The 22237-nt window shown below is 66.5% G+C and carries 22 protein-coding genes; 10 read left to right on the top strand and 12 right to left on the bottom strand.

Annotated elements, in window-relative coordinates:
- Positions 1 to 9 precede the first annotated feature (9 nt).
- The 5 genes from atpB to rsmG all read right to left on the bottom strand — a co-directional run bounded on the left by atpB (position 10) and on the right by rsmG (position 3704).
- On the bottom strand, positions 10 to 801 hold the full coding sequence (atpB, locus tag G579_RS0110290) for a F0F1 ATP synthase subunit A (RefSeq protein ID WP_028990114.1): 792 nt from the start codon (positions 799 to 801) through the stop codon (positions 10 to 12).
- Positions 801 to 1184, bottom strand: a complete 384-nt coding sequence (locus G579_RS0110285; protein WP_162142994.1) for an ATP synthase subunit I — start codon at positions 1182 to 1184, stop codon at positions 801 to 803. The genes atpB and G579_RS0110285 overlap by 1 nt, the downstream gene beginning before the upstream one ends.
- 96 nt (positions 1185 to 1280) lie before the next feature.
- Positions 1281 to 2126, bottom strand: coding sequence for a ParB/RepB/Spo0J family partition protein (locus G579_RS0110280; protein WP_038019413.1), 846 nt, complete (start codon positions 2124 to 2126; stop codon positions 1281 to 1283).
- Positions 2123 to 2962 carry a ParA family protein gene (locus G579_RS0110275; protein ID WP_408033221.1) on the bottom strand — a complete coding sequence of 280 codons (840 nt, stop codon included), beginning with the start codon at positions 2960 to 2962 and terminating at the stop codon, positions 2123 to 2125. Before G579_RS0110275 ends, G579_RS0110280 begins: the two co-directional genes overlap by 4 nt.
- 91 nt (positions 2963 to 3053) lie before the next feature.
- On the bottom strand, positions 3054 to 3704 hold the full coding sequence (gene rsmG / locus G579_RS17025) for a 16S rRNA (guanine(527)-N(7))-methyltransferase RsmG (RefSeq protein WP_038019410.1): 651 nt from the start codon (positions 3702 to 3704) through the stop codon (positions 3054 to 3056).
- A 250-nt stretch (positions 3705 to 3954) separates the two neighbouring features.
- Here rsmG and G579_RS17020 point away from each other — a divergent pair, with 250 nt between their 5' ends.
- Positions 3955 to 4230, top strand: coding sequence for a glycine zipper domain-containing protein (locus G579_RS17020; RefSeq protein ID WP_051181390.1), 276 nt, complete (start codon positions 3955 to 3957; stop codon positions 4228 to 4230).
- Positions 4231 to 4291: 61 nt separating this feature from the next.
- On the opposite strand, the gene mnmG is transcribed toward G579_RS17020, so the two are convergent.
- The gene (gene mnmG / locus G579_RS0110260; protein ID WP_028990110.1) at positions 4292 to 6157 is read right to left on the bottom strand and encodes a tRNA uridine-5-carboxymethylaminomethyl(34) synthesis enzyme MnmG; all 1866 of its coding nucleotides are present in this window, start codon (positions 6155 to 6157) and stop codon (positions 4292 to 4294) included.
- 288 nt (positions 6158 to 6445) lie between these two features.
- On the opposite strand from mnmG, the gene G579_RS17015 reads away from it, so the two are divergent.
- Positions 6446 to 7483 (top strand): molybdate ABC transporter substrate-binding protein, encoded by a 1038-nt coding sequence (locus G579_RS17015; RefSeq protein ID WP_051181388.1) that lies wholly within the window; start codon positions 6446 to 6448, stop codon positions 7481 to 7483.
- A 179-nt stretch (positions 7484 to 7662) separates the two neighbouring features.
- Complete coding sequence (locus G579_RS18335; protein WP_211218714.1) at positions 7663 to 9510, top strand: sensor domain-containing diguanylate cyclase; 1848 nt, start codon at positions 7663 to 7665, stop codon at positions 9508 to 9510.
- Between the two features lie 13 nt (positions 9511 to 9523).
- Here the strand turns inward: G579_RS18335 and mnmE are convergent, their stop codons facing one another.
- The 5 genes from mnmE to rpmH all read right to left on the bottom strand — a co-directional run bounded on the left by mnmE (position 9524) and on the right by rpmH (position 13943).
- Positions 9524 to 10912, bottom strand: a complete 1389-nt coding sequence (gene mnmE / locus G579_RS0110245; RefSeq protein WP_230973834.1) for a tRNA uridine-5-carboxymethylaminomethyl(34) synthesis GTPase MnmE — start codon at positions 10910 to 10912, stop codon at positions 9524 to 9526.
- 488 nt (positions 10913 to 11400) lie between these two features.
- Entirely contained in the window at positions 11401 to 13011 is a 1611-nt protein-coding gene (yidC, locus tag G579_RS0110240; RefSeq protein WP_028990107.1) for a membrane protein insertase YidC, read from the bottom strand.
- Positions 13012 to 13037: 26 nt separating this feature from the next.
- Positions 13038 to 13247: a membrane protein insertion efficiency factor YidD gene (gene yidD / locus G579_RS0110235; protein WP_028990106.1), complete on the bottom strand. Its 210-nt coding sequence runs from the start codon at positions 13245 to 13247 to the stop codon at positions 13038 to 13040.
- Positions 13248 to 13337: 90 nt separating this feature from the next.
- Complete coding sequence (rnpA, locus tag G579_RS0110230; protein ID WP_028990105.1) at positions 13338 to 13712, bottom strand: ribonuclease P protein component; 375 nt, start codon at positions 13710 to 13712, stop codon at positions 13338 to 13340.
- 96 nt (positions 13713 to 13808) lie between these two features.
- On the bottom strand, positions 13809 to 13943 hold the full coding sequence (gene rpmH, locus G579_RS0110225; RefSeq protein WP_028990104.1) for a 50S ribosomal protein L34: 135 nt from the start codon (positions 13941 to 13943) through the stop codon (positions 13809 to 13811).
- Between the two features lie 183 nt (positions 13944 to 14126).
- Here rpmH and dnaA point away from each other — a divergent pair, with 183 nt between their 5' ends.
- From dnaA to G579_RS0110195, 6 genes are all read left to right on the top strand, one after another.
- On the top strand, positions 14127 to 15530 hold the full coding sequence (gene dnaA / locus G579_RS0110220; RefSeq protein ID WP_081662723.1) for a chromosomal replication initiator protein DnaA: 1404 nt from the start codon (positions 14127 to 14129) through the stop codon (positions 15528 to 15530).
- A gap of 257 nt (positions 15531 to 15787) precedes the next feature.
- Positions 15788 to 16888 carry a DNA polymerase III subunit beta gene (dnaN, locus tag G579_RS0110215; protein ID WP_028990102.1) on the top strand — a complete coding sequence of 367 codons (1101 nt, stop codon included), beginning with the start codon at positions 15788 to 15790 and terminating at the stop codon, positions 16886 to 16888.
- 9 nt (positions 16889 to 16897) lie between these two features.
- Complete coding sequence (recF, locus tag G579_RS0110210; protein ID WP_028990101.1) at positions 16898 to 17983, top strand: DNA replication/repair protein RecF; 1086 nt, start codon at positions 16898 to 16900, stop codon at positions 17981 to 17983.
- Positions 17980 to 20400 carry a DNA topoisomerase (ATP-hydrolyzing) subunit B gene (gene gyrB, locus G579_RS0110205; RefSeq protein ID WP_028990100.1) on the top strand — a complete coding sequence of 807 codons (2421 nt, stop codon included), beginning with the start codon at positions 17980 to 17982 and terminating at the stop codon, positions 20398 to 20400. The genes recF and gyrB overlap by 4 nt, the downstream gene beginning before the upstream one ends.
- Positions 20401 to 20606: 206 nt before the next feature.
- Positions 20607 to 20897 carry a nucleotidyltransferase family protein gene (locus G579_RS0110200; RefSeq protein WP_028990099.1) on the top strand — a complete coding sequence of 97 codons (291 nt, stop codon included), beginning with the start codon at positions 20607 to 20609 and terminating at the stop codon, positions 20895 to 20897.
- A complete protein-coding gene (locus G579_RS0110195; RefSeq protein WP_028990098.1) occupies positions 20894 to 21280 on the top strand; it encodes a HepT-like ribonuclease domain-containing protein in 387 nt (128 codons plus the stop codon). The genes G579_RS0110200 and G579_RS0110195 overlap by 4 nt, the downstream gene beginning before the upstream one ends.
- A 188-nt stretch (positions 21281 to 21468) precedes the next feature.
- Here G579_RS0110195 and G579_RS0110190 read toward each other — a convergent pair whose 3' ends face one another.
- Positions 21469 to 21741, bottom strand: a complete 273-nt coding sequence (locus G579_RS0110190; protein WP_028990097.1) for a hypothetical protein — start codon at positions 21739 to 21741, stop codon at positions 21469 to 21471.
- Positions 21742 to 21974: 233 nt separating this feature from the next.
- Here G579_RS0110190 and G579_RS17005 point away from each other — a divergent pair.
- Positions 21975 to 22237, top strand: a 263-nt coding sequence (locus G579_RS17005) for a hypothetical protein (RefSeq protein WP_038019407.1), incomplete at its 3' end; no start/stop codon positions are given.

The raw sequence follows: 22237 nt of genomic DNA, 5'->3' as shown, positions 1-22237 counted from the left end.
AAAAGAAAATCAGTGCTCTTCCTCGGTGCTGGCCATGGCCAGGTATACGATGGTCAGGATCATGAACACGAAGGCCTGCAGCACGACGACCAGGAGTTCAAAACCGGACCACAGCACACCAGGGATGAACTGCATGTAGAACGGGAAGAGGGCAATGAGCAGGAAGACCAGCTCGCCGGCGAACATGTTGCCGAAAAGTCGCAGGGCGAGGCTCAGGGGCTTGGCGATTTCCTCGATGGCCTTCATGATGATGTTGAAGGGCATCAGGTACTTGCCGAACGGGTGATAGAGGAATTCCTTGAAGAAGCCGACACCCTTGACCTTGATGTTGGTGTAGATGACCAGGATGAAGATGGTCAGGGCAATGCCGAGAGTGGTGTTCAGGTCAGTGGTGGCGGTGGTGCGCCAGTACGGGGCGCCCAGCATGTGCGCGATCTTGGGAATGAGGTCGATGGGCAGCAGCTTGGTGATGTTCATCAGGAAGATCCAGGCGAACACCGTCAGGGCCAGCGGGGCCACCAGGCTGTTGCGGCCCGGGAAGCTGTCCTTGACCGAGTTCTCGACGAACTCGACCACGGATTCCATGAAGTTCTGCACGCCGGAAGGCGCACCGGCGGTAAGGCGGCGACCCAGCCACATGCCAAGGACTACCAGGATGGCGGCCGTGATCCAGCCCATGACGATGCTGTCCACGTTCACGGTCATGAAGCCGCCCTTGCTGCCATCGAGGCTGACGGCCCAGTTGGTAATGTGATGCGAGATGTATTCCGATGAAGTCAGACCGCCGGCCTCAGTACTCACTACCTTTCCTCCCCAAAGCGCCGTTTGAACTGCGCCGCGTGTAACAAGAAAACCAGGTGCCCCGTCAGCAGCCCCACCAGGACGCCGCCGACGGGCAGCTTGAACCAGCCGAAGGCCGCAGCCATGCTGGCCAGCGTGAAGATGAACCGTTGCACCGCTCCGCCCAGCAATCGGGCCTGCGCCCTGGCCGTATCTTCCTGGATGCCCTTGACCCGGGCACCCAGGAGCAAGGCATTGATGACCACGACGGCACCGCCATACAAAACGGCGTAGGCCTGCGGGGGGGTCCAGAGATACCAGGCGAGGCCGGCCAGCACACCCAGCAGCAGGATTTCCTGGGCGATCAGCTGCGCCAGACGAGCGTCAAAATTCGAGCTTTCCAATTCCGCCACACCGCATGTTTTCGGATCTTGTGGGCGCAGGGAGGCGCCCCCATGGGCTGGCAACGGCGGCGAGTATAAAGTTGCCTACCAGCAAAGTCAAACGTCGTAGCGCAGCTTGGCCAGCAGGCCGTCGAGCTGGTCGAGGGAGTGGTACTCAATGCTGATCCGGCCTTTCTGGCCGCGCTGGGTGATCTGCACCCGGGCGCCGAAGTGATTGGCCAAAGCCTCCTCCAAAGCCTGCAGGTTGGGATCGCGGCGCGGCGCGGGTTTCTGGTCCTGCGCCTGCCGCAGGCGCTGCACCAGACGCTCCGTTTCCCGCACCGACAGGTCGCGCGCCACGACCTGCTGCGCCACTTGCTGCTGCTGGGCTTCCGGCAAGTTCAAAAGAGCGCGGGCGTGGCCCATGCCGAGCCGGCCCTCTTCGATCCAGCCGCGCACGGCCGCCGGCAGCTTGAGCAGGCGCAGCAGGTTGGTGACGCTGGCGCGGGCGCGGCCCACCTGCTCGGCCAGGACCTGATGAGTCAGGCCGAACTCGTCCAGCAGGCGCTGCAGGGCCTGCGCCTCCTCGATGGGGTTGAGGTCCTCGCGCTGGATGTTCTCGATCAGGGCCAGCGCCAGAGCCTGCTCGTCGGGCACCTCGCGCACGATGGCCGGCACCCGCTCCAGGGCGGCCATCTGCGCCGCGCGCCAGCGCCGCTCCCCGGCGATGATCTCGTAGCGGCCCTGGCCGATGGGCCGCACCACGATGGGCTGCATGATGCCCTGGGCGCGAATGGAGGCGGCCAGCTCGGCCAGCGCCTCCGCATCCATGTGGCTGCGCGGCTGATAGCGGCCGCGGCTCAGGAGATCGACGGGAATCTGGCGCAGCTCCTCGCGGCCGTGCTCGGCTTGGCCGCCGCCCAGCAGGGCGTCCAGGCCGCGCCCCAAACCCGGCTTTTTCATCGGCTTTCCTCCCGCTGCAGGAATTCCCGCGCCAAGCCCAGGTAGGCCTGGGCGCCGCTGCACTGGCGATCGTACTCCATGATGGCGCGCCCATAGCTGGGGGCCTCGGCCAGGCGCACGTTGCGCGGGATGACGGTTCGATAGAGCTTGTCGGGGAAATGCTTTTCCAGCTCCGCCGCCACTTCGTTGGCGAGGCGGTTGCGGGGATCGAACATGGTGCGCAGCAGGCCGTCCACCTGCAGATCGGGATTGGCCTGGCTGCGCACGCGCCGGATGGTGGCGAGCAGCTGGGTCAGGCCCTCCAGGGCATAGTATTCGCACTGCATGGGAATCACCACCGACTGAGCCGCCACCAGGGCGTTGACGGTGAGCATGTTCAGCGCCGGCGGGCAGTCGATGATGACGTAATCGAATGGCGTCTCCAGCGCATCGAGGGCGGCTTTCAGGCGCCGCTCGCGGGCCTCCAGATCCACCAGCTCCACCTCGGCGCCGGACAGGTCGGCGTTGGCGGGCGCCAAACTGAGCCCGGCCGGAGACACGTCGTGCAGCACCTCGCCCAAAGGCGCCTGCTCCACGAGCACATGGTAGATCGTGCGCGCCAGGGCCTGCTTGTTGATCCCGAGCCCCATGGTGGCATTGCCCTGCGGGTCGAGATCGACGAGCAGCACGCGCCGGCCCGCCAGGGCCAGGGCGGCGGCCAGATTGACGGCGCTGGTGGTCTTGCCGACGCCGCCCTTCTGGTTGGCAATGGCTACGATGCGCATGGGGAGGAAACCTGCTCCGGAATCGTCATGTCTGTGCTTGGCTCGGCAAGTCGTGCCGGCTGCCGCAGGCACGGGATGAAAGCGCCCGGGATTGGCCCGGGAGCGTCTCTAAAGCTCTCTAAAATAGCGGATAAATGCCGGCAGGGCCAGCCGCACGCGCAAGTCAGCGGTCCGGGTAGAACCAGCGCACCGCATAGCGGGCCTCCTCGCCGCCCGGCACGGCCAGGGGCACGATTTCCGCCTGCGCCCTCCGGCCCTGCGCCGTTTGCCGCCATTGCGCCAGCTCCGCTTCCGCCGCCCGCCCTTTCATGGCCAGCGCGCAAGTGCCCGGACCGAGCAGATGCGCCACGGCCGCGGCGAAATCCGCCAGGCTGGCGAAGGCGCGCGACACGATGCAGTCGACGGGCGCCGCCGGCCGGTAGTCCTCCACCCGCGCCTGCACCAGGGTGACGTTGTCCAGCCGCAGGTCCAGCAGCACCTGGCGCAGGAAGGTGATGCGCTTGCCCAGGCTGTCCAGCAGGACGAAGCGGCGCGCCGGCTCGGCGATGGCCAAGGGAATGCCCGGCAGGCCGGCGCCGGTGCCCACGTCGAGGATCCGCGCACCGCGGAGATGGGGTCGGATGCTGAGGCTGTCGAGCAGATGGCGGCCGACCATCTCCGCCGGTGCGCGAACCGCGGTCAGATTGTAGGCGCGGTTCCAGCGGGCGAGCAGTTGCAGATAATCCAGCAGTTGCAGTCGCTGCGTCGGCGTGAGATCGGCCTGGCCGAGCGCGGCCAGCCCGGCATCCAGATCGGGAAGGAGATCCCTGGACATGGGCGTGATCCTTGTAAACAGTAAACGACGGGCGCGGCCGGATTCCTGGGAAAGAACGGGTCCGTGCACGCCCCGCGTGCGTTGCCCGACGGGCCGCCGGGAACCAACGGCCGGCGCGAACATCCAAAAATTATACCAGATGCGCAGCTCGTCTTTGGCACGTCAACCGTCCGCGCTGCGCCTCGTTGAATGATTGTCATTGGCGAAAAGAGCAGAGCAGGCCAAGCATCGGAACCAGGAGGACCTCGTCATGAACCGGAACAACGTAAAGCACTCCCTGCTGGCCGTGGTCGCCGTGGCCGCTTTGGGCGGCTGCGCCAGCAACGGCTACGATTGGCGCAACCCCACCATCAGCGGCAGCCATGCCTATGGTGAGGCGGCCACCGGCGCGGCCATCGGCGGCGTGGCCGGCGCGGTGATCGGCGAAGCCGTGGGCGGCAACGCCACCACGGGCGCCGTGACCGGCGCAGCCATCGGCGGCGCGGGCGGCTACATCCATGGGCGCGAGAAGGACCAGAAGAAGTAGTCCCTTCCCGCTTGAAGCCCGGCGCCCGGCTGCCGCCCGCAGCCGGGCGTTTTTTTGCCGCTCAGGCGCTGCGTTTCTTCAGATGCACCAGCAGCAGGGAGATTGCCGCCGGAGTCACGCCGCTGATGCGGCTGGCCTGCCCCAGGGTGTCGGGGCGATGCTTTTCCAGCTTCTGCACGATCTCGGTGGACAGGCCCGACAGCGCCCGGAAATCCAGGTCCGGGGGCAGGGGCAGATCCTCCCAGCGGCGGCTGCGCGCGATCTCCTCCTGCTGGCGATCGATGTAGCCGGCATACTTGGCCTGGATCTCCACCTGCTCGGCCACTTTGGCGTCCGCCACGGCCGCCCCGGCGCCGGGCAGACTCATGAGCGCCGCGTAGCTCACCCCCGGACGGCGCAGCAGCTCCATCAGACTGAAATCCCGGCTCAGCGGCTGGCCGAGCACTGCCTCGGCCTGGGCCGCCAGCACCTGCTCCGGGCGCAGGCGGGTGGCGGCCAGCCGCGCCTGCTCGGCGGCGATGGCGTTGCGCTTGGCCTCGAAGCGGGCGAAGCGGGCGTCATCCACCAGCCCCAGCTCGCGGCCGACCGGGGTCAGACGCAGGTCGGCGTTGTCCTCGCGCAGCTGCAGCCGGTATTCGGCGCGGCTGGTGAACATGCGGTAGGGCTCGTCGGTGCCCTTGCTCACCAGATCATCCACCAGGACGCCAAGATAGGCCTCGTCCCGGCGCGGATACCAGCCCGGCAGGTCCCGGGCGCGGCGCGCGGCGTTGAGGCCGGCCAGGAGCCCCTGGGCGGCGGCCTCCTCGTAGCCGGTGGTGCCGTTGATCTGTCCGGCGCAGAAGAGCCCCGGCAGGCGCTTGCTCTCCAGGGTCAGGTGCAGGTCGCGCGGGTCGAGGTAGTCGTACTCGATGGCATAGCCGGCGCGCAGGATCCGGGCATTTTCCAGACCCGCGATGGAGCGCACCAGCGCCACCTGCACGTCGAAGGGCAGGCTGGTGGAGATGCCGTTGGGGTAGACCTCGAAGGTGTCCAGGCCCTCGGGTTCCAGGAAGATCTGGTGCGCGGCCTTGTCGGCAAAGCGCACGATCTTGTCCTCGATGGACGGACAGTAGCGCGGGCCGACGCCCTCGATGTGGCCGCCGTACATGGCCGAGCGGTGCAGGTTGTCCTGGATGATGGCATGGGTGCGGGCATTGGTGTAGGTGATATGGCAGGGCACCTGCGGCACCTCGATCCGCTCGGTCAGGAAGGAGAACGGCGGAGGCGGCGCGTCGCCGGGCTGCAGCTCCAGCCGGCCGTAATCGATGCTGCGGCCGTCGATGCGCGGCGGCGTGCCGGTCTTCAGGCGGCCGACCGGAAAGCCCAGGTCGCGCAGGCGCCGGGACAGGGCATTGCTGGGCGCGTCGCCAGCGCGGCCGCCGGGATGCTGCACGTCGCCGATGTGGATCACCCCGCCGAGGAAGGTGCCGGTGGTCAGCACCACCTGCCGGGCGCGGATGGGAATGCCGGTCTCCAGTACCACGCCGGCCAGCGCGTCGCCATCCATCAGCAGGTCGCCCACGCTGCCCTGGAAGAGGTCCAGCCGGCGCTCCGCCTCCACCAGGCTGCGCACTGCGCGCTTGTAGAGCACGCGGTCGGCCTGAGCGCGGGTGGCGCGCACCGCCGGGCCCTTGCTGGCGTTCAGGATGCGAAACTGAATGCCGCCGCGGTCGGTGGCGAGTCCCATGATGCCGCCCAGGGCATCGATCTCCTTGACGAGATGCCCCTTGCCGATGCCGCCGATGGCGGGATTGCAGGACATTTGGCCGATGGTATCCAGATTCTGGGTCAGAAGCAGCGTGCGCACGCCCAGACGCGCGGCGGCCAGGGCCGCCTCCACGCCGGCATGCCCGCCGCCGACCACGATGACGTCGTAATTTTCCTTCACAAGCTCACCTCCCCGCCCCGTGGGCGGAGACCACCAAATCGCCGCATTTTACCTCAAGTGGCGGGCACTTAGCCAAGTCTCCCGGCCCGCCAGCCCGCGCGCGACGCACGCGCAGACCGGCGACTGCATTTTGCAACCAAGTCGATTGCAAAGTGCAGCCGCCAGCGATCCGAATTGATCAAATCATTCAGGTGCCATCAGCCGCTGGGCCATGGCATGCATATTGCTGAAATCCCGGGCCAACAACCGAATCGAAATTCGGCGCCATCCATAACAGCGGGAGGAGAAATGTCCAAGCTTTTGCTGAAAGTCGTTTTCCTGGCACTGGCCGGCGGTCTCGTGACCGGCTGCGCCAGCACCGAGACCGCCAAGAACCCGGGCTCCAATCCCCAGGCAGCGGCCGCGCAGGCCGCCGCGTCCAAGTACGTCGCCATTCCCAAAAACAAGGACAACGATCTGCGTCTGTTTTATGCCGACGGGCGGCTGGTCAAGGGCGCCGACGCCCTGGCCAGGATGAACACGGATGCCGACGTGGTCCTGTGGCTGGCGGGCAACCAGTTCTTCGCCATGGAGGAGGTGGTCCGCGCCTTCCAGAAGCAGCACCCCGGCATCGACGTGGGCGTGATCACCCTGCCACCGGGGTTGATCCTCAAGGCCATTCAAGCGGGCGGCTGGACCTACGGCGGCAAGGACTACCCCGGCCAGCCGGACGTCTACGCCTCCGTCAACCTGGGCCATCTGAAGACACTCAAGCAGGCCGGCCTGATGGATCAGTACAAGATCTACATGCACAACGAGCTGCAGATCATGACGGCCAAGGGCAACCCGAAGAACATCAAGAGCATCAAGGACCTGGCCCGTGCCGACGTGCGCGTGTCCAATCCCAATCCGGTGAACGAAGGCATCATGCAGTTCTACGCCAAGAAGGTGCTGCAGCGCCACGGCATCTACGACCAGCTCGCCGCCGGCAAGGAGTGCGTCGCCTGCCAGACCACGCCGAACCACTACTTCACCGCGGTCCATCACCGCGAGACGCCGGAGCGCATCCGCGCTGGCACCTCCGACGCCGGCATCGTCTGGAAGACCGAAGTGCTGGAAGCCATGCGCGAGGGTCACGCCATCGAGGGCGTCACCCTACCGCCCGAGGACAGCCTGCGCAACGAGGTATCCTACGCCATCGGCATGCTGAGCAACAGCAAGCACCAGGATGCGGCGATGAAGTACCTGAGCTTCCTGGCCACTCCCGCGGGTCAGGCCGCCTATGCCAAGTACGGCTTCGTCAACGCTTCACCCGAGGAGCTGAAGCTCAAGCCGATTTCCGGCTGACGGCACCGCGCCAGCTGCGAGATTTTCCCATGCCACCGCGCCGGGCCCTGATGCCCGGCGCGGTGCTGCTCAGCTTGCTTTTTCCCGATCAGCATCTATTTTGCACCTCAATCCCAATAATAATTCGGCGGCTCGCACGCCTAGAGCGACCAAGCGCCGCTCTCGTGTTGCGCACAGACATGCTTGGATTCCTCCCCCGACAAGTGCTCCATACCTGCGGCTGGCCTTATGCCTGCGCCGTGCTCCTGACTGCCGCGGCTGCGCTGGCTGTGTGGCTTTGGCTGCCCAGCGCCCCCCTCCTCCTCTTCCTGTCCGGCACCCTGTTGAGCGCCTTGCTGGGCGGCCGCGGCCCCGGCGCGCTGGCGCTGGCGCTGAGCCTGCCGCTGCTGATGCAGACCAGCCTGCCGCGGGATCCCGCGGACTGGAACACCGCCCTTCTGCTGCGCCTGGGTACCTATGTCCTGCTCAGCGTCTTTTGCATTGTCCTGATGCATCGCCTGCGTTGGACACTCCAGGAGAAGCAGGCGCAGCGGTCGGCGGAAAGCTTCCTGGCCGAGGCCGGGGCCGTGCTGGTGGCCTCCCTGGACTTCGAAACCGCCCTGCGGCAACTCGCCCGCCTGGCAGTCACCCACTTTTCCGACTGGTGCCTGGTGACCGTGGTGGAGCCGGACCGCAGCCAGCCGGTCCTGGCCATCGCCGGCAAGGAGCCCGGACATGAAGCCTGGACGCAGCGCCTGGAACAGACTTTCCGCATCGATGCGCAAGGGCGCTACGGCAGCGGCAAGGCCATCGCCACGGGCAAGCCGATCCTGATCGAGCACTTCACCGACGAGCACCTGGCGATCCTGGCGCCGGACCCCGAGCAGTTCGCGCTGTTCAAGCGCATGCAAAATCACTCCTACCTGACCGTGCCGATGCTGGCGCGCGGCCGGATCCTCGGCTCCATCGCCTTCGGCCTGTCCACGGCGCAGCGCCGCTTCGGCCAGCGCGACGTCATTCTGGCCGAGGAGTTGGCCCGGCGGGCGGCGCTGGCGGTCGACAACGCCCTCCTGTACCGCCAGGCCCGCGAGGCGGAGAACGCCCTGCGCGACAGCGAGCGGGCCCTGCGCCGTGCCTACGCCTTCCGTGAGCAGGTGATGGAAAGCGCCAGACACTCCATTTTCGCGCTCGATCTCGAGGGCCGCTTCGTGCTGCTCAACCGGGCCGGAGCCGCCATCGCCGGCTACGCCGTCGAGGAACTGCTCGGCCGGCCCTTCGCCGCGCTCTTCTCGCCCGCGACAGCAGCCCCCTTGAGCGCCCTCTTCGAGCAAATCATTCAGCAGGCCGTGACCGTCACCGATCATGAGGTGATGCTCACCCGCAAGGACGGCACCCAGCGGCTCATCTCCGTGAGCGCCTCGCCGCTCTACGAAGATGGGCGCGTCATTCACATCGTGGGCACGGCGGAAGACGTCACCGACCGCAAGGAAACCGAGCGGCGCCTGGCCCACCTGGCCCATTGCGACACCCTGACCGGCTTGCCCAACCGGGCCCTGCTCCAGGACCGTCTGGAGCACGCGCTGGCCCACGCCAAGCGCCACGGCCGCCAAGCCGCCGTGCTCTTCCTGGACCTGGACGGTTTCAAGCAGGTGAACGATGTACTGGGCCACGCGGCGGGCGACGAGTTGCTCAGGCAGATCGCCGAGCGCTTGCGGGAAGCGGCGCGGGAGGACGATACGGTGGCGCGCCTGGGCGGCGATGAATTCGTGATCCTCCTGGAAGAGGTCATGCACGAGGCCGAAGCCGCCGAGATCGCGCAGCGCCTGCTGGCGGCTTTGGCCGAGCCGATCACTCTGATGGGCCGCGAGGTCCAGGTCACCAGCAGCATCGGCATCACCCTCTACCCGCGCGATGGCGAGAACGCGCCGGCCCTGCTCAAGCACGCCGACAGCGCCATGTACCGCGCCAAGCGGCAGGGCCGCAACAAATTCCAGTTCTTCACCACGGCCGCGGTGCCATTGCCGGGCGATTACGCGGAAACCGTCTAGCGCGGCCGGTCCGTTACTTGCCGATGCAGAACCGGCTGAAGATCTCGCCGAGCAGTTCATCGGCGCTGACCTGTCCGGTGATCTCCCCCAGGGCCTCGCCGCCCTCGCGCAAATCCTCGGCCACCAGTTCCAGGCCGCTGCGGGCACCGAGATTGACGGTGGCGCTATGCAGGGCGGCCTGGCAGCGGCGCAGGGCGTCCTGATGACGGGCGCGGGCGCTGAAGAGGCCGTCGCTTTCGCCGCCGTAGCCCAGCAGCGCCTTGATGCGGGCGCGCAACGCATCGAGGCCGGCGCCGGTGCGGGCGGAGACGGCCAGCGCATCCGTCGGCAACGCCGGCGGCGCGGCGAGCAGGTCGATCTTGTTGAAAAGCATCAGCACCGGCGGCGCGGCGCCATCGGGCTGCGCCAGGGCGTCGCGGATGGCGGCGTCCTCGGGGCCGAAGCCCTGGCCGGCGTCGACCACCAGCAAGCAGAGATCCGCTTCCCGCGCCGCCCGCCAGGCGCGCTCGATGCCCAACTGCTCCACCCGGTCGGCGTCCGCGCGGATGCCGGCGGTGTCGATGATGTGCAGCGGCAGGCCGTCGATCTGGATGTGCTCGCGCAAGAGGTCGCGGGTGGTGCCGGGGATGTCGGTGACGATGGCCGCTTCCAGGCCGGCCAGGGCGTTGAGCAGGCTCGACTTGCCGGCATTGGGCCGGCCCGCCAGCACCACGCGCGCCCCCTCGCGCAGCAAGGCGCCCTGCCCCGCCGCCGCCTGCAGCGCCTGAATCTGCTCCGCAAGGCCCCGCAAGCGTTCGGCCACCTGCCCGGCGCCCAGCAGATCCAATTCCTCGTCGGGAAAATCGATGGCCGCCTCCACATAGGCGCGCAGTTCCAGCAGCGCGCCGTGGAGACGCTCGACCGCCCGGGAAAACTGCCCCTCCAGGCTGCGGCTGGCGGCGCGGGCCTGGACCGCGCTCTGGGCATCGATGAGATCGGCCACCGCCTCGGCCTGGGCCAGGTCCAGCTTGCCGTTCAAAAAGGCGCGCTCGCTGAACTCGCCGGCGCGGGCGGCGCGCGCCCCCAGCGCCAGGATGCGGGCCAGCAGCAGCTCCATGACCACCGGCCCGCCGTGGCCCTGCACCTCGATCACATCCTCGCCGGTGAAGCTCCGGGGTCCCTGGAAATAGAGCAGGATGCCGCTGTCGAGGATCTGGCCGGCCTCGTCCCGGAAAGTGGCGAAATAGGCGCGGCGCGGCTCGATGCGCTTGCGCCCGCTCAAGGCACGGGCGATGGCCAGGGCCGCCGGCCCGGAAACGCGGATCACCCCCACCCCGCCGCGACCGGGCGGGGTGGCAATGGCGGCGATGGTGTCGGCGGCGCGGTACATGATGGGTGGAGAATGACGAGTGATGGGTCCCATAGGGTGGGGTGCGTGTCGGGCGGTGTCAAGGGTGTGGGTGTGGGTGTGGGTGTGGGTGTGGGTGTGGACGCGCCGCTCCGCAACCCGACAAGCGGGACGGCATGCCGCCAGCCAGGCGGCGCTTACGGTTGATTCATGCAAGGGATCCAGGAGGAAAGCGCGGGATCGCGCAGGGCGGGCCCTCGCCCTCTCTCGGAGGGAAAGGGTGTGTGGCGCGTGCACAGCAGGGTAGGAGCGGGCTTGCCCGCGATAACGGTGCCGCTCGACCAACCCGATCGCGGGCAAGCCCGCTCCTACCAGCAGGGGCAGCGTCACGGCCGCGCGAACCGACGGGCATCGCCCACGCTAGCCCCTCACCCCGCACGTCCTCAAAGGGAGCGGTATCCGGGCCGGCAGCTTGGCTCGCAGGAGCGGACTGGCCCACATGGCTCGCTAACCGACCCGGCGGATCGAGAGCCGGCTCGCTCCTACATTGTCGGCGGCGCCGACTACGCCGCCTGTTCCACCACCTTGTGCGTGATGTACCACTGCTGGCCGATGGAGATGAGGTTGTTGACCAGCCAATACAGCACCAGACCAGCCGGGAAGAAGGCGAAGAACACGGTGAAGATCACCGGCAGCAGGTACATGACTTTCTGCTGGATGGGGTCCATGGGCGCCGGATTGAGGCGCTGCTGCAGGATCATGCTGATGCCCATGAGAATGGGCAGCACGAAGAAGGGGTCCTTGGCCGACAAGTCCTGGATCCACAGCATGAAGGGCGCCTGGCGCAGCTCCACGCTCTCCAGCAGCACCCAGTACAGGGCGATGAAAACGGGGATCTGCACCACGATGGGCAGGCAGCCGGCCAGCGGGTTGATCTTCTCCGTCTTGTAGAGCTCCATCATGGCCTCGCCCAACTTCTGCCGGTCGTCCTTGTAGCGCTCGCGCAGCTTGGTCATCTTGGGCTGCAGCTTGCGCATGTTGGCCATGGACTTGTAGCTGGCGCCGGACAGGGGGAAGAACAGCAGCTTGACCACCACGGTCAGCAGGATGATGGCGATGCCCCAGTTGCCGAAGATCTTGTGGAACCAGGACAGCAGCTGGAACAGGGGTTGGCCGATCACCGTCAGCCAGCCGTAGTCCACCGAGCGGTTGAGGCCGCGATCCAGGGCGCCGAGGACGTCCTGCTCCTTGGGCCCGATGAAGAGCTGCTGGGCCACGCTCACCTGCTGGCCCGGGCCGAGCAGCGGCAGGGGCTGCATCGCGCCGCTGACGTAGTAGCCGTCGCCGGTGGCGCGCGCGTAGATCTGGCTCGGCTGGTTCTGGGGCGGCAGCACCGCGGACAGGAAATAGTGGTCCATGAGGCCGGCCCAGCCGTTGCGGATCTGCATCTGGGCGGGCTTTTCGTTCAGCGCTTCGAACTTTTCCTTGATGAAGTCGCCGTCGCGGTAGAGCACGGCGCCGGTGAAGACGGGCAGGAACATGGAACCCTGGGTGCTGCCGTCGCGCATGAACTGGTTGTAGACCTGCCCCTGCCAGGGCTGGCTGCCCTGGTTGACCAGCTCGTAGCGCTGATCGATGAGATAGCTGCCGCGCCGGAAGGTCAGCACCTTGTCCACCTGCAGATCGCCTGCGCGGCCGCGCAGGCGCACTTCGACGGCGTTCTGGCCGGGCTGCAGGCGGTAGCTGGCGGCGTCACTGCTGAACATGACCGGCGCGGCCGCGGCGCCCGGGCTCAGCAGGCCGCTTTGCTGCAGCCACAGCCGGTTGGATTTGGCCGCCAGGAGCTGCACCGGCTGCTCGGAGCCCACCCGCTCGGGATAGGCTTTCAGGGCCAGCCGGCGGATGTCGCCGCCAAGCTTGTCGATCTCGATGCGGTACAGATCCGTTTCCACCTGGATGCGGCCGCCCGAGGCCGTCAGCTGCGGTGCCGTGCCCGCGGGCGGCAACCCGACCTGCGGCGCTGCCGGTGCCGGCACCGGGCTCGCCGGCGCGCTCGCGGCGGGTGCGCTGGTCTGCGCCACGGGTGCCGGCTGCCGCTGTGCGTTCCAGGACTGGAACAGCAGCAGGACGATGATGGACAGGGCGACGGCAAGCAGGGTTTTTTGCGGATCCATGGATAGCCTATCGAGCGAACATGAAATTAAGGTACGGGATCAACGCCACCCGGATGCCAGGGATGGCAACGGCCGATGCGCCGCAGCGCCAGCCAGCCGCCCTTGAGTGCGCCATGACGCTGCAAGGCCGTCAGGGCATAGTGGGAACAGGTCGGATGGAAGCGGCAGCGGGGCGCCAGGTACGGGCTCACCACGATCTGGTAAAAACGGATCAGGAGAATCAAAAGATGCCGCATACACGGAGCCTGCTCAAGCGACCAGCGGGAATTCTGCCACGCTTTGCGTTTTTTTAGAAACTTTCCCGCGGGCCGTGGCGGTCGGCCGGCTCAACGTGGCTTCGGGGGCTGCGGCAGCAGGGCCTCTTCCAGGCGCTGCCGGGCCAAGTCGAGGGTCAACGCCCGCGCCCCGGCCCGCGCCACCACCACCACGTCCACCGCCGGCCAGCGCGCCTGCTCCAGGCGGAAGGCCTCGCGCAGCAGGCGCTTGATGCGGCCGCGCAGCACCGCCTTGCCGACCTTGCGGCTGACGGCCATGCCCAGGCGCGGCCCAGCCTCGGCGTTGGGCAGGACGTAGATGACGAATTCGGGACTGTAGGTTTTGCGCCCCTGGGCGAAGACCCGCTGGAAGTCGGCGCTCTTGAGCAGGCGCCGGGATTTCGGGAATCCCTGTCCCGCGCGAGCCTGGGCCGGAGCGTCTGCCATGTCGCCGCCTGCCGCACCGGGCGGGCGCAGCGCCGCCGTGCAGGCCGTCAAGCGCTGCGACCCGCATGCACGGGCAGCGACACCACTGCGCGAACCTTAGACGGCCAGCCGGGCGCGGCCCTTGGCGCGGCGACGCTTGAGCACCAGACGACCGGCGCGGGTCGCCATGCGGGCGCGGAAACCGTGGGTACGCTTGCGGTGCAGGACGCTGGGCTGAAAAGTGCGTTTCATGTCGAATTATCCTAGTTGATCCAGTGGGCCTTCGGAAAGCGGACGATTGCTCCGAAAGGGCGGATAAGTTACGCAGCCACCGACATAAAGTCAACCCGCGCGGGCCGGGACGAGACTGGCGAGCGGGGCCCGCCTGGGATAGACTTAGTGATCCGCTTCCAGCGCTCGAACGACCGAGAAACGATGTCTACCATCCTGTCCGATACTGATCTTTGGGTTCAGTGTCTGAATCAGCTGCAGACGGAACTGTCCGTCCAGCAGTACAACACCTGGATCCGGCCGCTGCAGGGCCAGGCGGAGCCCGGACGGCTTCTGCTGGTCGCCCCCAATGCCTTCGTGCGCAACTGGGTGCGCGACCGCTTCCTGGAGCGCATCCGCGCCATCGTCGACGGCCTCAGCCAGGGCAGCGTCGGCGTGGAGTTGATCATCGACGAGGGCGTCAACGGCGGTCCGGTCATCAAGGCCGCGCCGGCCCCGCGCGCGCCCGCCGCGGCACGACGCAGCGCCGCCACTCCCGCACCCGCCGCCGAGGACAGCCCCAAGGCCGCGCCGGCCGCCGGCGGCTTCCAGCCCAACCTGAATCCGGCCTTCACCTTCGACACCTACGTGGAAGGCAAGTCCAACCAGCTCGCCATCGCCGCCGCCAAGCAGGTCGGCGCCAATCCGGCGCTGTCCTACAATCCGCTCTACATCTACGGCGGCGTCGGCCTGGGCAAGACCCACCTGATGCACGCGGTGGGCAACCAGATGCTGGCCAACAACCCCAACGCGCAGATCCTCTACCTGCATTCCGAGCGCTTCGTCAGCGACATGGTGCGCGCCCTCCAGCACAACAGCATCAACGACTTCAAGAAGCGCTACCGCAACCTGGACGCCCTGCTCATCGACGACATCCAGTTCTTCGCCGGCAAGGACCGCACCCAGGAGGAATTTTTCCATACCTTCAACGCCCTGTTCGAGGGCCAGCGCCAGATCGTCATCACCTGCGACCGCTACCCGAAGGAGATCGACGGCCTGGAGGAGCGCCTGCAGTCCCGCTTCGGCTGGGGCCTGACCGTCGCCATCGAACCGCACGAGCTGGAGACGCGCATGGCCATCCTGCTGCGCAAGGCCGAGCTGGACGGCATCGATCTGCCCGAGGAGGTGGGCTTCTTCATTGCCCAGAAGATCCGCTCCAACGTGCGCGAGCTGGAAGGCGCCCTGCGCCGGGTGCTGGCCCATGCCCGCTTCACCAACCGGCCCATCGATCTGAACCTGGCCAAGGATGCCCTGCGCGACCTCATCGACATCCAGAACCGCCTGATCAGCATCGACAACATCCAGAAGACGGTGGCCGAGTACTTCAAGATCCGCGCCTCCGACATGCAGTCCAAGCGGCGCAACCGCCAGGTGGCGCGACCGCGGCAGATCGCCATGGCCCTGGCCAAGGAGCTCACCAACCACAGCCTGCCGGAGATCGGCGAGGCCTTCGGCGGCCGCGACCACACCACGGTGCTGCACGCCTGCCGGCAGGTGGGCAGCCTGCGCAAGCAGGACCCGCGCATCAACGAGGACTACCAGAACCTCCTGCGGACGCTGAGCTCATGAAAGCTGTCGACAAGGCCGCCGCAACCCTGGGCAGGAATTGTGGATAAGCCGGCCGCCCGCCGACGGGCTACACTTATCCACATTCCACGCACAATCGCTCCAGATGGGCCGGGCGTACTTGCTCACAAAGTAAACGGATGGACAACGGATTGAATAAACGATGAAAAGGCAACTTGTCCACAGGACGGGCGCCGACTAACAGCTTTAAGACACAGAAAAACAAAAAAACAAAACCATTAAACCTATTGAGGGCAAACATGGAGTTCCAGACCAAGCGCAGCGCCTTGCTCAAACCCCTCCAGGCCGTGGTCGGCGTCGTGGAGAAACGCCAGACCCTGCCCATTCTCGGCAACCTCCTGCTGTCCGCCCAAAGCGACACCCTGCAGCTCACGGGCACGGACCTGGAGCTGGAAATGCAGAGCACCCTGACCGTGACGGTCAACAAGCCGGGCACCAGCACCATTCCGGCGCGCAAGTTCTTCGACATCTGCCGCAGCCTGCCCGAGGACGCCGAGATCCAGGTCAGCATCGACGGCGACAAGGGCGTGGTGCGCTCCGGCCGCTCGCGCTTCACCCTGCAGAGCCTGCCGGCGGCCGACTTCCCGGCCATGGACCGCAAGGGCGAAAAACTCAGCGGCCGCATCGAGCAGCAGGCCCTCAAATTCGCCCTGGACCGCACCGCCATGGCCATGGCCCAGCAGGATGTGCGCTACTACCTGAACGGCCTGCTGCTGGAATGCCATCCCGAACGCATCCGCTGCGTGGCCACCGACGGCCACCGCCTGGCCCTGGCCGAAGCCGACGCCGCGAGCAACGCCGCGCAGCCCCTGCAGGTCATCGTGCCGCGCAAGGGCGTGCTGGAACTGCAGCGCCTGCTGGAGAACAACGACGAGGAGGTGCAGTTCGCCATCGGCGACAACTTCCTGCGCGTCAGCCGCAGCGATCTCGTCTTCACCTCCAAGCTGGTGGACGGCCGCTTCCCCGACTACGAGCGCGTCATCCCGCGCACCCACGACCAGCAGCTGGTGGTCGAGCGCGAAGCCCTGCGCGGCGCCCTGCAGCGCGTGGCCATCCTGTCCAGCGAGAAGTTCCGCGCCGCCCGCCTGCACCTCTTGCCGGACCAGCTCTGCGTCAGCGCCCACAACGTGGAGCAGGAGGAAGCCGAGGAGTACCTCGCCGCCCAGTATCAGGGCGCGGAGATGGAAATCGGCTTCAACATCCACTATTTGATTGATGCAGTGAACTCTTTATCGGATACTATGGTCCAAATACTGCTTAAGGACCCGAGCAGCAGCGGGCTGGTCCGGGCGCTGGACAAAGAGCAGCCCTTGTACGTCGTCATGCCCATGCGGCTGTAAAGCCCGTTAATGCACTTGGAGCTCGTCCACATCCAGAACCTGCGATGTCTGAAAGACATACGCTTCCAGCCCAATCGCCGGTTGAACTGGTTGATCGGCGACAACGGCCAGGGCAAGACCAGCCTCCTGGAAGGCCTCTTCATCCTCGCCACCGGCAACAGCTTCCGTGACCGCGGCGAAAACCTCATCCGCCTGGGCGAAACCCAGCTGCTGGTCTTCGGCGAAGTGAGCAACGCCCACGAGCAGCATCGCATCGGCGTCATGCGCGACAAGCAGCAGCGCGTCATCAAGATCGATGGCGACTATGCCGACAGCGCCTGGCCCTTGCTGGAGATCCTGCCCATGCTGGCGATCACGGCGGAAAACAGCCAGTTGCTGGCCGACTCGCCGCAGATGCGCCGGCGCCTGCTGGACTGGGGCCTGTTTCACGTGGAACCGCGCTACGGCGAACTGCTGCGCGGCTTCCGGCGCGCCCTGAAGCAGCGCAACGCCTGGCTCAAAGCCCAGGAGCGCGGTCCCAATCCCTGGGACCGGCCCTTCCTGGACTACGCCACCGAGATCCAGGCCCTGCGCAGCCACTATGTGGAGGCGCTGCTGCCCGATTTCGTCGCCATGCTGGACACCCTGACCGGCCAGCCCATGGACGAGGCGAGCCTCGGGCTGGCGTCCGGCTGGGCGCGGCAGCGCAGCCTGGCGGAGGCGCTGCAGCAGGACCACGGGCGCGATCTGGCCGCCGGCTTCACCCACAGCGGCCCGCACCGGGCGGACCTGCGCTTCGCCTGGAAGGACCTGCCGGCCAGCACCATCCTGTCGCGCGGCCAGATCAAGCTCTGGTCCCACGCCTTCCGCCTGGCGCAGCTGCGTTACCTGCACGCGCAACGCGGCCTGCAGGCGGTGGTGCTGCTCGACGATTTCGGCGCGGAACTGGATCCCCGCGCCCGGGAGCAACTCCTGCAGGTGCTCCTGGACCTGGATTTGCAAGTGTTCGCGACGGTGACCCACAAAACCCAGATTCCGGCCGGCAGCCCGCCCGAGGCGGCGTACTTCCGGCTGGAAGCGGGCGAAATTCAATTGATTGAAGGAAAAGCGGCATGAAGCAGCAAGCACAAGCTTACGATTCCTCCAGCATCAAGGTTCTGCGCGGCCTGGACGCGGTGCGCAAGCGCCCCGGCATGTACATCGGCGACACCGATGACGGCACCGGCCTGCACCACATGGTCTTCGAGGTGGTGGACAACGCCATCGACGAGGCGCTGGCCGGCTACGCCAACCTGGTGACCGTCACCATCCACGCCGACGATTCGGTGAGCGTGAGCGACAACGGCCGCGGCATCCCGGTGGACATCCACCCGGAGGAAGGCCGTTCCGCCGCCGAGGTGATCATGACCGTGCTGCATGCCGGCGGCAAATTCGACGACAACGCCTACAAGGTTTCCGGCGGCCTGCACGGCGTCGGCGTGTCGGTGGTCAACGCCCTGTCCGAGTGGCTGCAGCTCTCCATCCGCCGCAACGGCAATCTCTACACCCAGGAATACCGCCACGGCGACCCGGTCGCCCCGCTGGCGGTGACCGGCACCAGCAAGCACACCGGCACCACGGTGCAGTTCAAGCCGTCGTCCGAGACCTTCTCCGACACGGTCTTCCACTACGAGATCCTGGCCAAGCGCCTGCGCGAGCTGGCCTTCCTGAACTCGGGCGTGAAGATCGAGCTCAAGGACGAGCGCAGCGGCAAGCAGGAAACCTTCGCCTACGAAGGCGGCATCAAGGCCTTCGTGGAGCACCTGAACCGCAACAAGACGCCCATCCACCACCACGTCATCTCGGTCAACAGCCAGAAGGACGGCGTGCAGGTGGAAGTGGCGATGCAGTGGAACGACTCCTACCAGGAGGCCGTCTACTGCTACACCAACAACATCCCGCAGTCCGACGGCGGCACCCACCTAGCCGGCTTCCGCGGCGCGCTGACCCGCACCTTGAACGCCTACATGGAACGCGAGGGCATCCTGGCCAAGAGCAAGGTGAGCCCCACCGGCGACGACGCCCGCGAGGGCCTGACCGCGGTGCTGTCGGTCAAGGTGCCGGATCCCAAGTTCTCCTCGCAGACCAAGGAAAAGCTGGTTTCCAGCGAAGTGCGGCCGGTGGTGGAATCGCTGGTGAGCGACGCCTTCGCCACCTTCCTGGACGAGAACCCGCGCGACGCCCGCGCCATCGTCGACAAGATCATCGAGGCGGCCCGCGCCCGCGAGGCGGCGCGCAAGGCGCGCGAGCTGACCCGGCGCAAGGGCGCGCTGGACGTGGCCAACCTGCCCGGCAAGCTGGCCGACTGCCAGGAGCGCGACCCGGCCCAGTCCGAGATCTACCTGGTGGAGGGCGACTCCGCCGGCGGCTCGGCCAAGCAGGGCCGCGACCGCCGCTTTCAGGCCATCCTGCCCCTGAAGGGCAAGATCCTGAACGTGGAGCGCGCGCGCTTCGATCGCATGCTCTCCTCGGAGGAGATCGGCACGCTGATCACCGCGCTCGGCACCGGCATCGGCAAGGACGACTTCGATCCGGCCAAGCTGCGCTACCACCGCATCATCATCATGACCGATGCCGACGTGGACGGCAGCCACATCCGCACCCTGCTGCTGACCTTCTTCTACCGGCAGATGCCGGCGCTGATCGAGAACGGCTACGTCTACATCGCCCAGCCGCCGCTCTACAAGATCAAGCGCGGCAAGAGCGAGCGCTACATCAAGGACGACGGCGAGCTCGGCGCCTACCTGCTGGAAAGCGCCCTGGACAACGCCCAGTTCATCCCGGCCGAAGGCCAGGCGCCGCTCAAGGGCAAGACCCTGGAGAACATGGCCCGCCAGTACCAGATCGTCGAAGCGCTGGTCAACCGCCTGGCGCGGCGCTATCCGCCGGCGGTGCTGTGGCAGATGGCCTATCTGCCCGAGTTCACCCCGGCCGCCCTGCAGGATGCCGCGCAGGCCAAGCCCTTCGTCGAGGAACTGGTGGCGCGCCTGAACGCCCGGCGCACCGCCGACGAGCAGTTCAGCGGCGAGTGGCGGCAGGACGAGGCCGACGGCGAGGGCCGCATCTTCGTCACCCGCCGCATCCACGGCGCCCAGCAGCGGGCCATCTTCGACACCGAGTTCCTGCAAAGCGGCGAATACCGCAAGCTGCACCAGTTCGGTGCCCAGGTGGAGGGTCTCCTGGGCAGCGGCGCCTACGTGCAGCGCGGCGAGCGCAGCCGCGAGGTGCAGAGCTTCCGCGAAGCCATCACCTGGCTGATCGAGGAAGCCAAGCGCGGCCAGACCATCCAGCGCTACAAGGGCCTCGGCGAGATGAATCCCGAGCAGCTCTGGGAGACCACCATGGACGCCGCCAACCGCCGCCTGCTCAAGGTCACCATCGAAGACGCCATCTCCGCCGACGAGATCTTCAGCACCCTCATGGGCGATGCCGTGGAGCCGCGGCGGGCGTTCATCGAGCAGAATGCGCTGCAGGTGTCGCGATTGGATGTGTGAGGCTGGTGGTTCATTTTGAACTCGATGATCCCCTCACTGCGCTGCAATGAGGGGATTTTTCATGAACGGAAACGAAGATCGGACACCCGCATTGTGTGGTTGCGCGTATCGACATGTTCGGCGAATACCTGACTGCGCTACCCGATTGACGGGCACCGGCGTTGTGCCTACAGTCGGGGTATTCGAGCAAGAATGAGGTTCCGCGCATGAAACCGTCTGTTGCTCTTCAACGGCACCGCGAGGCCATTCGGCAGATCGTCGAGCGTCATCACGCCAGGAACCCTCGCGTCTTCGGCTCCGTGCTCCACGGGCAGGACACCGATGGCAGTGATCTGGACATCCTCGTCGACACTACTGAGGAAACCTCGCTTTTCGACATTGGCGCCATCCGGGTCGAACTGACGGAACTCCTGGGGGTGGAGGTCGACGTGCTGACACCCGGAGCGCTGCCGGACAGGTGGAAAATGGACGTGCTGAATGAGGCGCGGGCGGTGTGAGCCGGCGGGACGAACTGGCCCTGCGAGACTACCTGGAGCATATCCAGCAGGCCATCGGCCGTATTCAGCGATATTTGGCCGGTATCGACCGCGCCGCATTCCTGGCCAACGAAGAGAAGCAGGACGCGGTGATCCGCAACCTGGAGATCATCGGCGAGGCGGCCGGCAACATCCAGCGCCACTTCCCGGATTTCGCTACGCGCTATCCGGACTTCCCGCTCAAAGCCGCTTACGGCACGCGCAATGCGCTGGCGCACGGCTACTTCAAGGTGGATCTGGACGTCGTCTGGCGAACCGTGGCGCGTGATCTGCCGCTGCTCGGAGCTCAGGTTGGCAACGTGATGCAAGCACTCGGCCACGGCAATGCGTTGCCTTCCTCCTGAATGGGTGACCTATCGACTCTGGCGTGGCTGATCGAAAGCGGAACTCTCTCACCGCAACCCCTCACGGGTTGCGGACACCTCAAACACCAAAATTCGCCCATTTGTAGCATTTAGATCCAGTTAAGGCCGCAAAATTACTTTCATTCTGCATTTCACGCGGATTAACAGCGTAATGCCGGCTGCCATTTTCATGAAGCCACAAGCGGCGACAACCAAAATAATGCCGATGACAAAACCCCAAACCCCCAAACCCCGTAGAACAGGTTCCGAAAGCCCTGCGCCAGCGTGGCGCCGGCGTCGCCCGCCGCCCAGGCCGGCTCGATCGCGCCTACCAAGAGGGTGAGAGAGAACAGGAAGGTGAAGGCGATCCGCGCCCAGACCACCTCCTTGCAGTTGGCCAGATCGGCCGCTTCCTGGGCCAGCAGCACGGCTCGGGCACGCAGTGTCTTGATGCTATCCATGGTTTCTCCTTTATGGTTTCGCTTGTCCAAGGGGCCGGCTCTCCGGCCCGCGGGCGGGACGGTATTCGCCCCTCCCTATATAGAAGGGTGGGGTTTGAAGCGGATTTTGCGGATTCTTTGGGGGTGGTTCGTAGGGGTTGAAAATTTTCTTGCGGCAGCTAGCTTCTGCGGTACAGTAGCTTCAGGCTCAGATAACGGTCTGGGCAGAACCAAGTCCAAAGAAGGGAGATCCCATGATGAAGCAGATCCACAAGACCCTCGTGCTGGCCGGCAGCCTCGCCGCCCTGCTGTCCCTCGGCGGCTGCGCCACCACCGCGCTGGTGGACGGCGGGCGCGGTGCCGTGCTGCCCGACCAGGCCACGGTGCAGAACGAGCTGCAGGGCCGCGCCTTCACCCTGGGGCGGGTGTACCTGGACATCACCAAGCCCACCGACAAGTCCTCCCACGTGCTGCCGGACGACGCCTACGTGAAGCTGCTGCGCAGCCAACTGGAGAC

The organism is Thermithiobacillus tepidarius DSM 3134 (assembly GCF_000423825.1).
Classification (GTDB): domain Bacteria; phylum Pseudomonadota; class Gammaproteobacteria; order Acidithiobacillales; family Thermithiobacillaceae; genus Thermithiobacillus; species Thermithiobacillus tepidarius.
Note: the sequence above shows the minus strand (reverse complement) of the source record. Positions and strands in the feature narration are given on the sequence as shown.

What these genes read in the sequence shown, in the direction of transcription:
- G579_RS18335 (WP_211218714.1), top strand. Translation starts at nt 7,663, where the DNA reads ATGCTTGGATTCCTCCCCCGACAAGTGCTCCATACCTGCGGCTGGCCT.
- G579_RS0110190 (WP_028990097.1), bottom strand. Translation starts at nt 21,741, where the DNA reads ATGGATAGCATCAAGACACTGCGTGCCCGAGCCGTGCTGCTGGCCCAG.
- gyrB (WP_028990100.1), top strand. Translation starts at nt 17,980, where the DNA reads ATGAAGCAGCAAGCACAAGCTTACGATTCCTCCAGCATCAAGGTTCTG.
- yidD (WP_028990106.1), bottom strand. Translation starts at nt 13,247, where the DNA reads ATGCGGCATCTTTTGATTCTCCTGATCCGTTTTTACCAGATCGTGGTG.
- G579_RS17015 (WP_051181388.1), top strand. Translation starts at nt 6,446, where the DNA reads ATGTCCAAGCTTTTGCTGAAAGTCGTTTTCCTGGCACTGGCCGGCGGT.
- recF (WP_028990101.1), top strand. Translation starts at nt 16,898, where the DNA reads ATGCACTTGGAGCTCGTCCACATCCAGAACCTGCGATGTCTGAAAGAC.
- G579_RS0110280 (WP_038019413.1), bottom strand. Translation starts at nt 2,126, where the DNA reads ATGAAAAAGCCGGGTTTGGGGCGCGGCCTGGACGCCCTGCTGGGCGGC.
- rsmG (WP_038019410.1), bottom strand. Translation starts at nt 3,704, where the DNA reads ATGTCCAGGGATCTCCTTCCCGATCTGGATGCCGGGCTGGCCGCGCTC.
- rpmH (WP_028990104.1), bottom strand. Translation starts at nt 13,943, where the DNA reads ATGAAACGCACTTTTCAGCCCAGCGTCCTGCACCGCAAGCGTACCCAC.
- G579_RS0110200 (WP_028990099.1), top strand. Translation starts at nt 20,607, where the DNA reads ATGAAACCGTCTGTTGCTCTTCAACGGCACCGCGAGGCCATTCGGCAG.
- mnmE (WP_230973834.1), bottom strand. Translation starts at nt 10,912, where the DNA reads ATGGGACCCATCACTCGTCATTCTCCACCCATCATGTACCGCGCCGCC.
- yidC (WP_028990107.1), bottom strand. Translation starts at nt 13,011, where the DNA reads ATGGATCCGCAAAAAACCCTGCTTGCCGTCGCCCTGTCCATCATCGTC.
- dnaN (WP_028990102.1), top strand. Translation starts at nt 15,788, where the DNA reads ATGGAGTTCCAGACCAAGCGCAGCGCCTTGCTCAAACCCCTCCAGGCC.
- G579_RS17020 (WP_051181390.1), top strand. Translation starts at nt 3,955, where the DNA reads ATGAACCGGAACAACGTAAAGCACTCCCTGCTGGCCGTGGTCGCCGTG.
- rnpA (WP_028990105.1), bottom strand. Translation starts at nt 13,712, where the DNA reads ATGGCAGACGCTCCGGCCCAGGCTCGCGCGGGACAGGGATTCCCGAAA.
- dnaA (WP_081662723.1), top strand. Translation starts at nt 14,127, where the DNA reads ATGTCTACCATCCTGTCCGATACTGATCTTTGGGTTCAGTGTCTGAAT.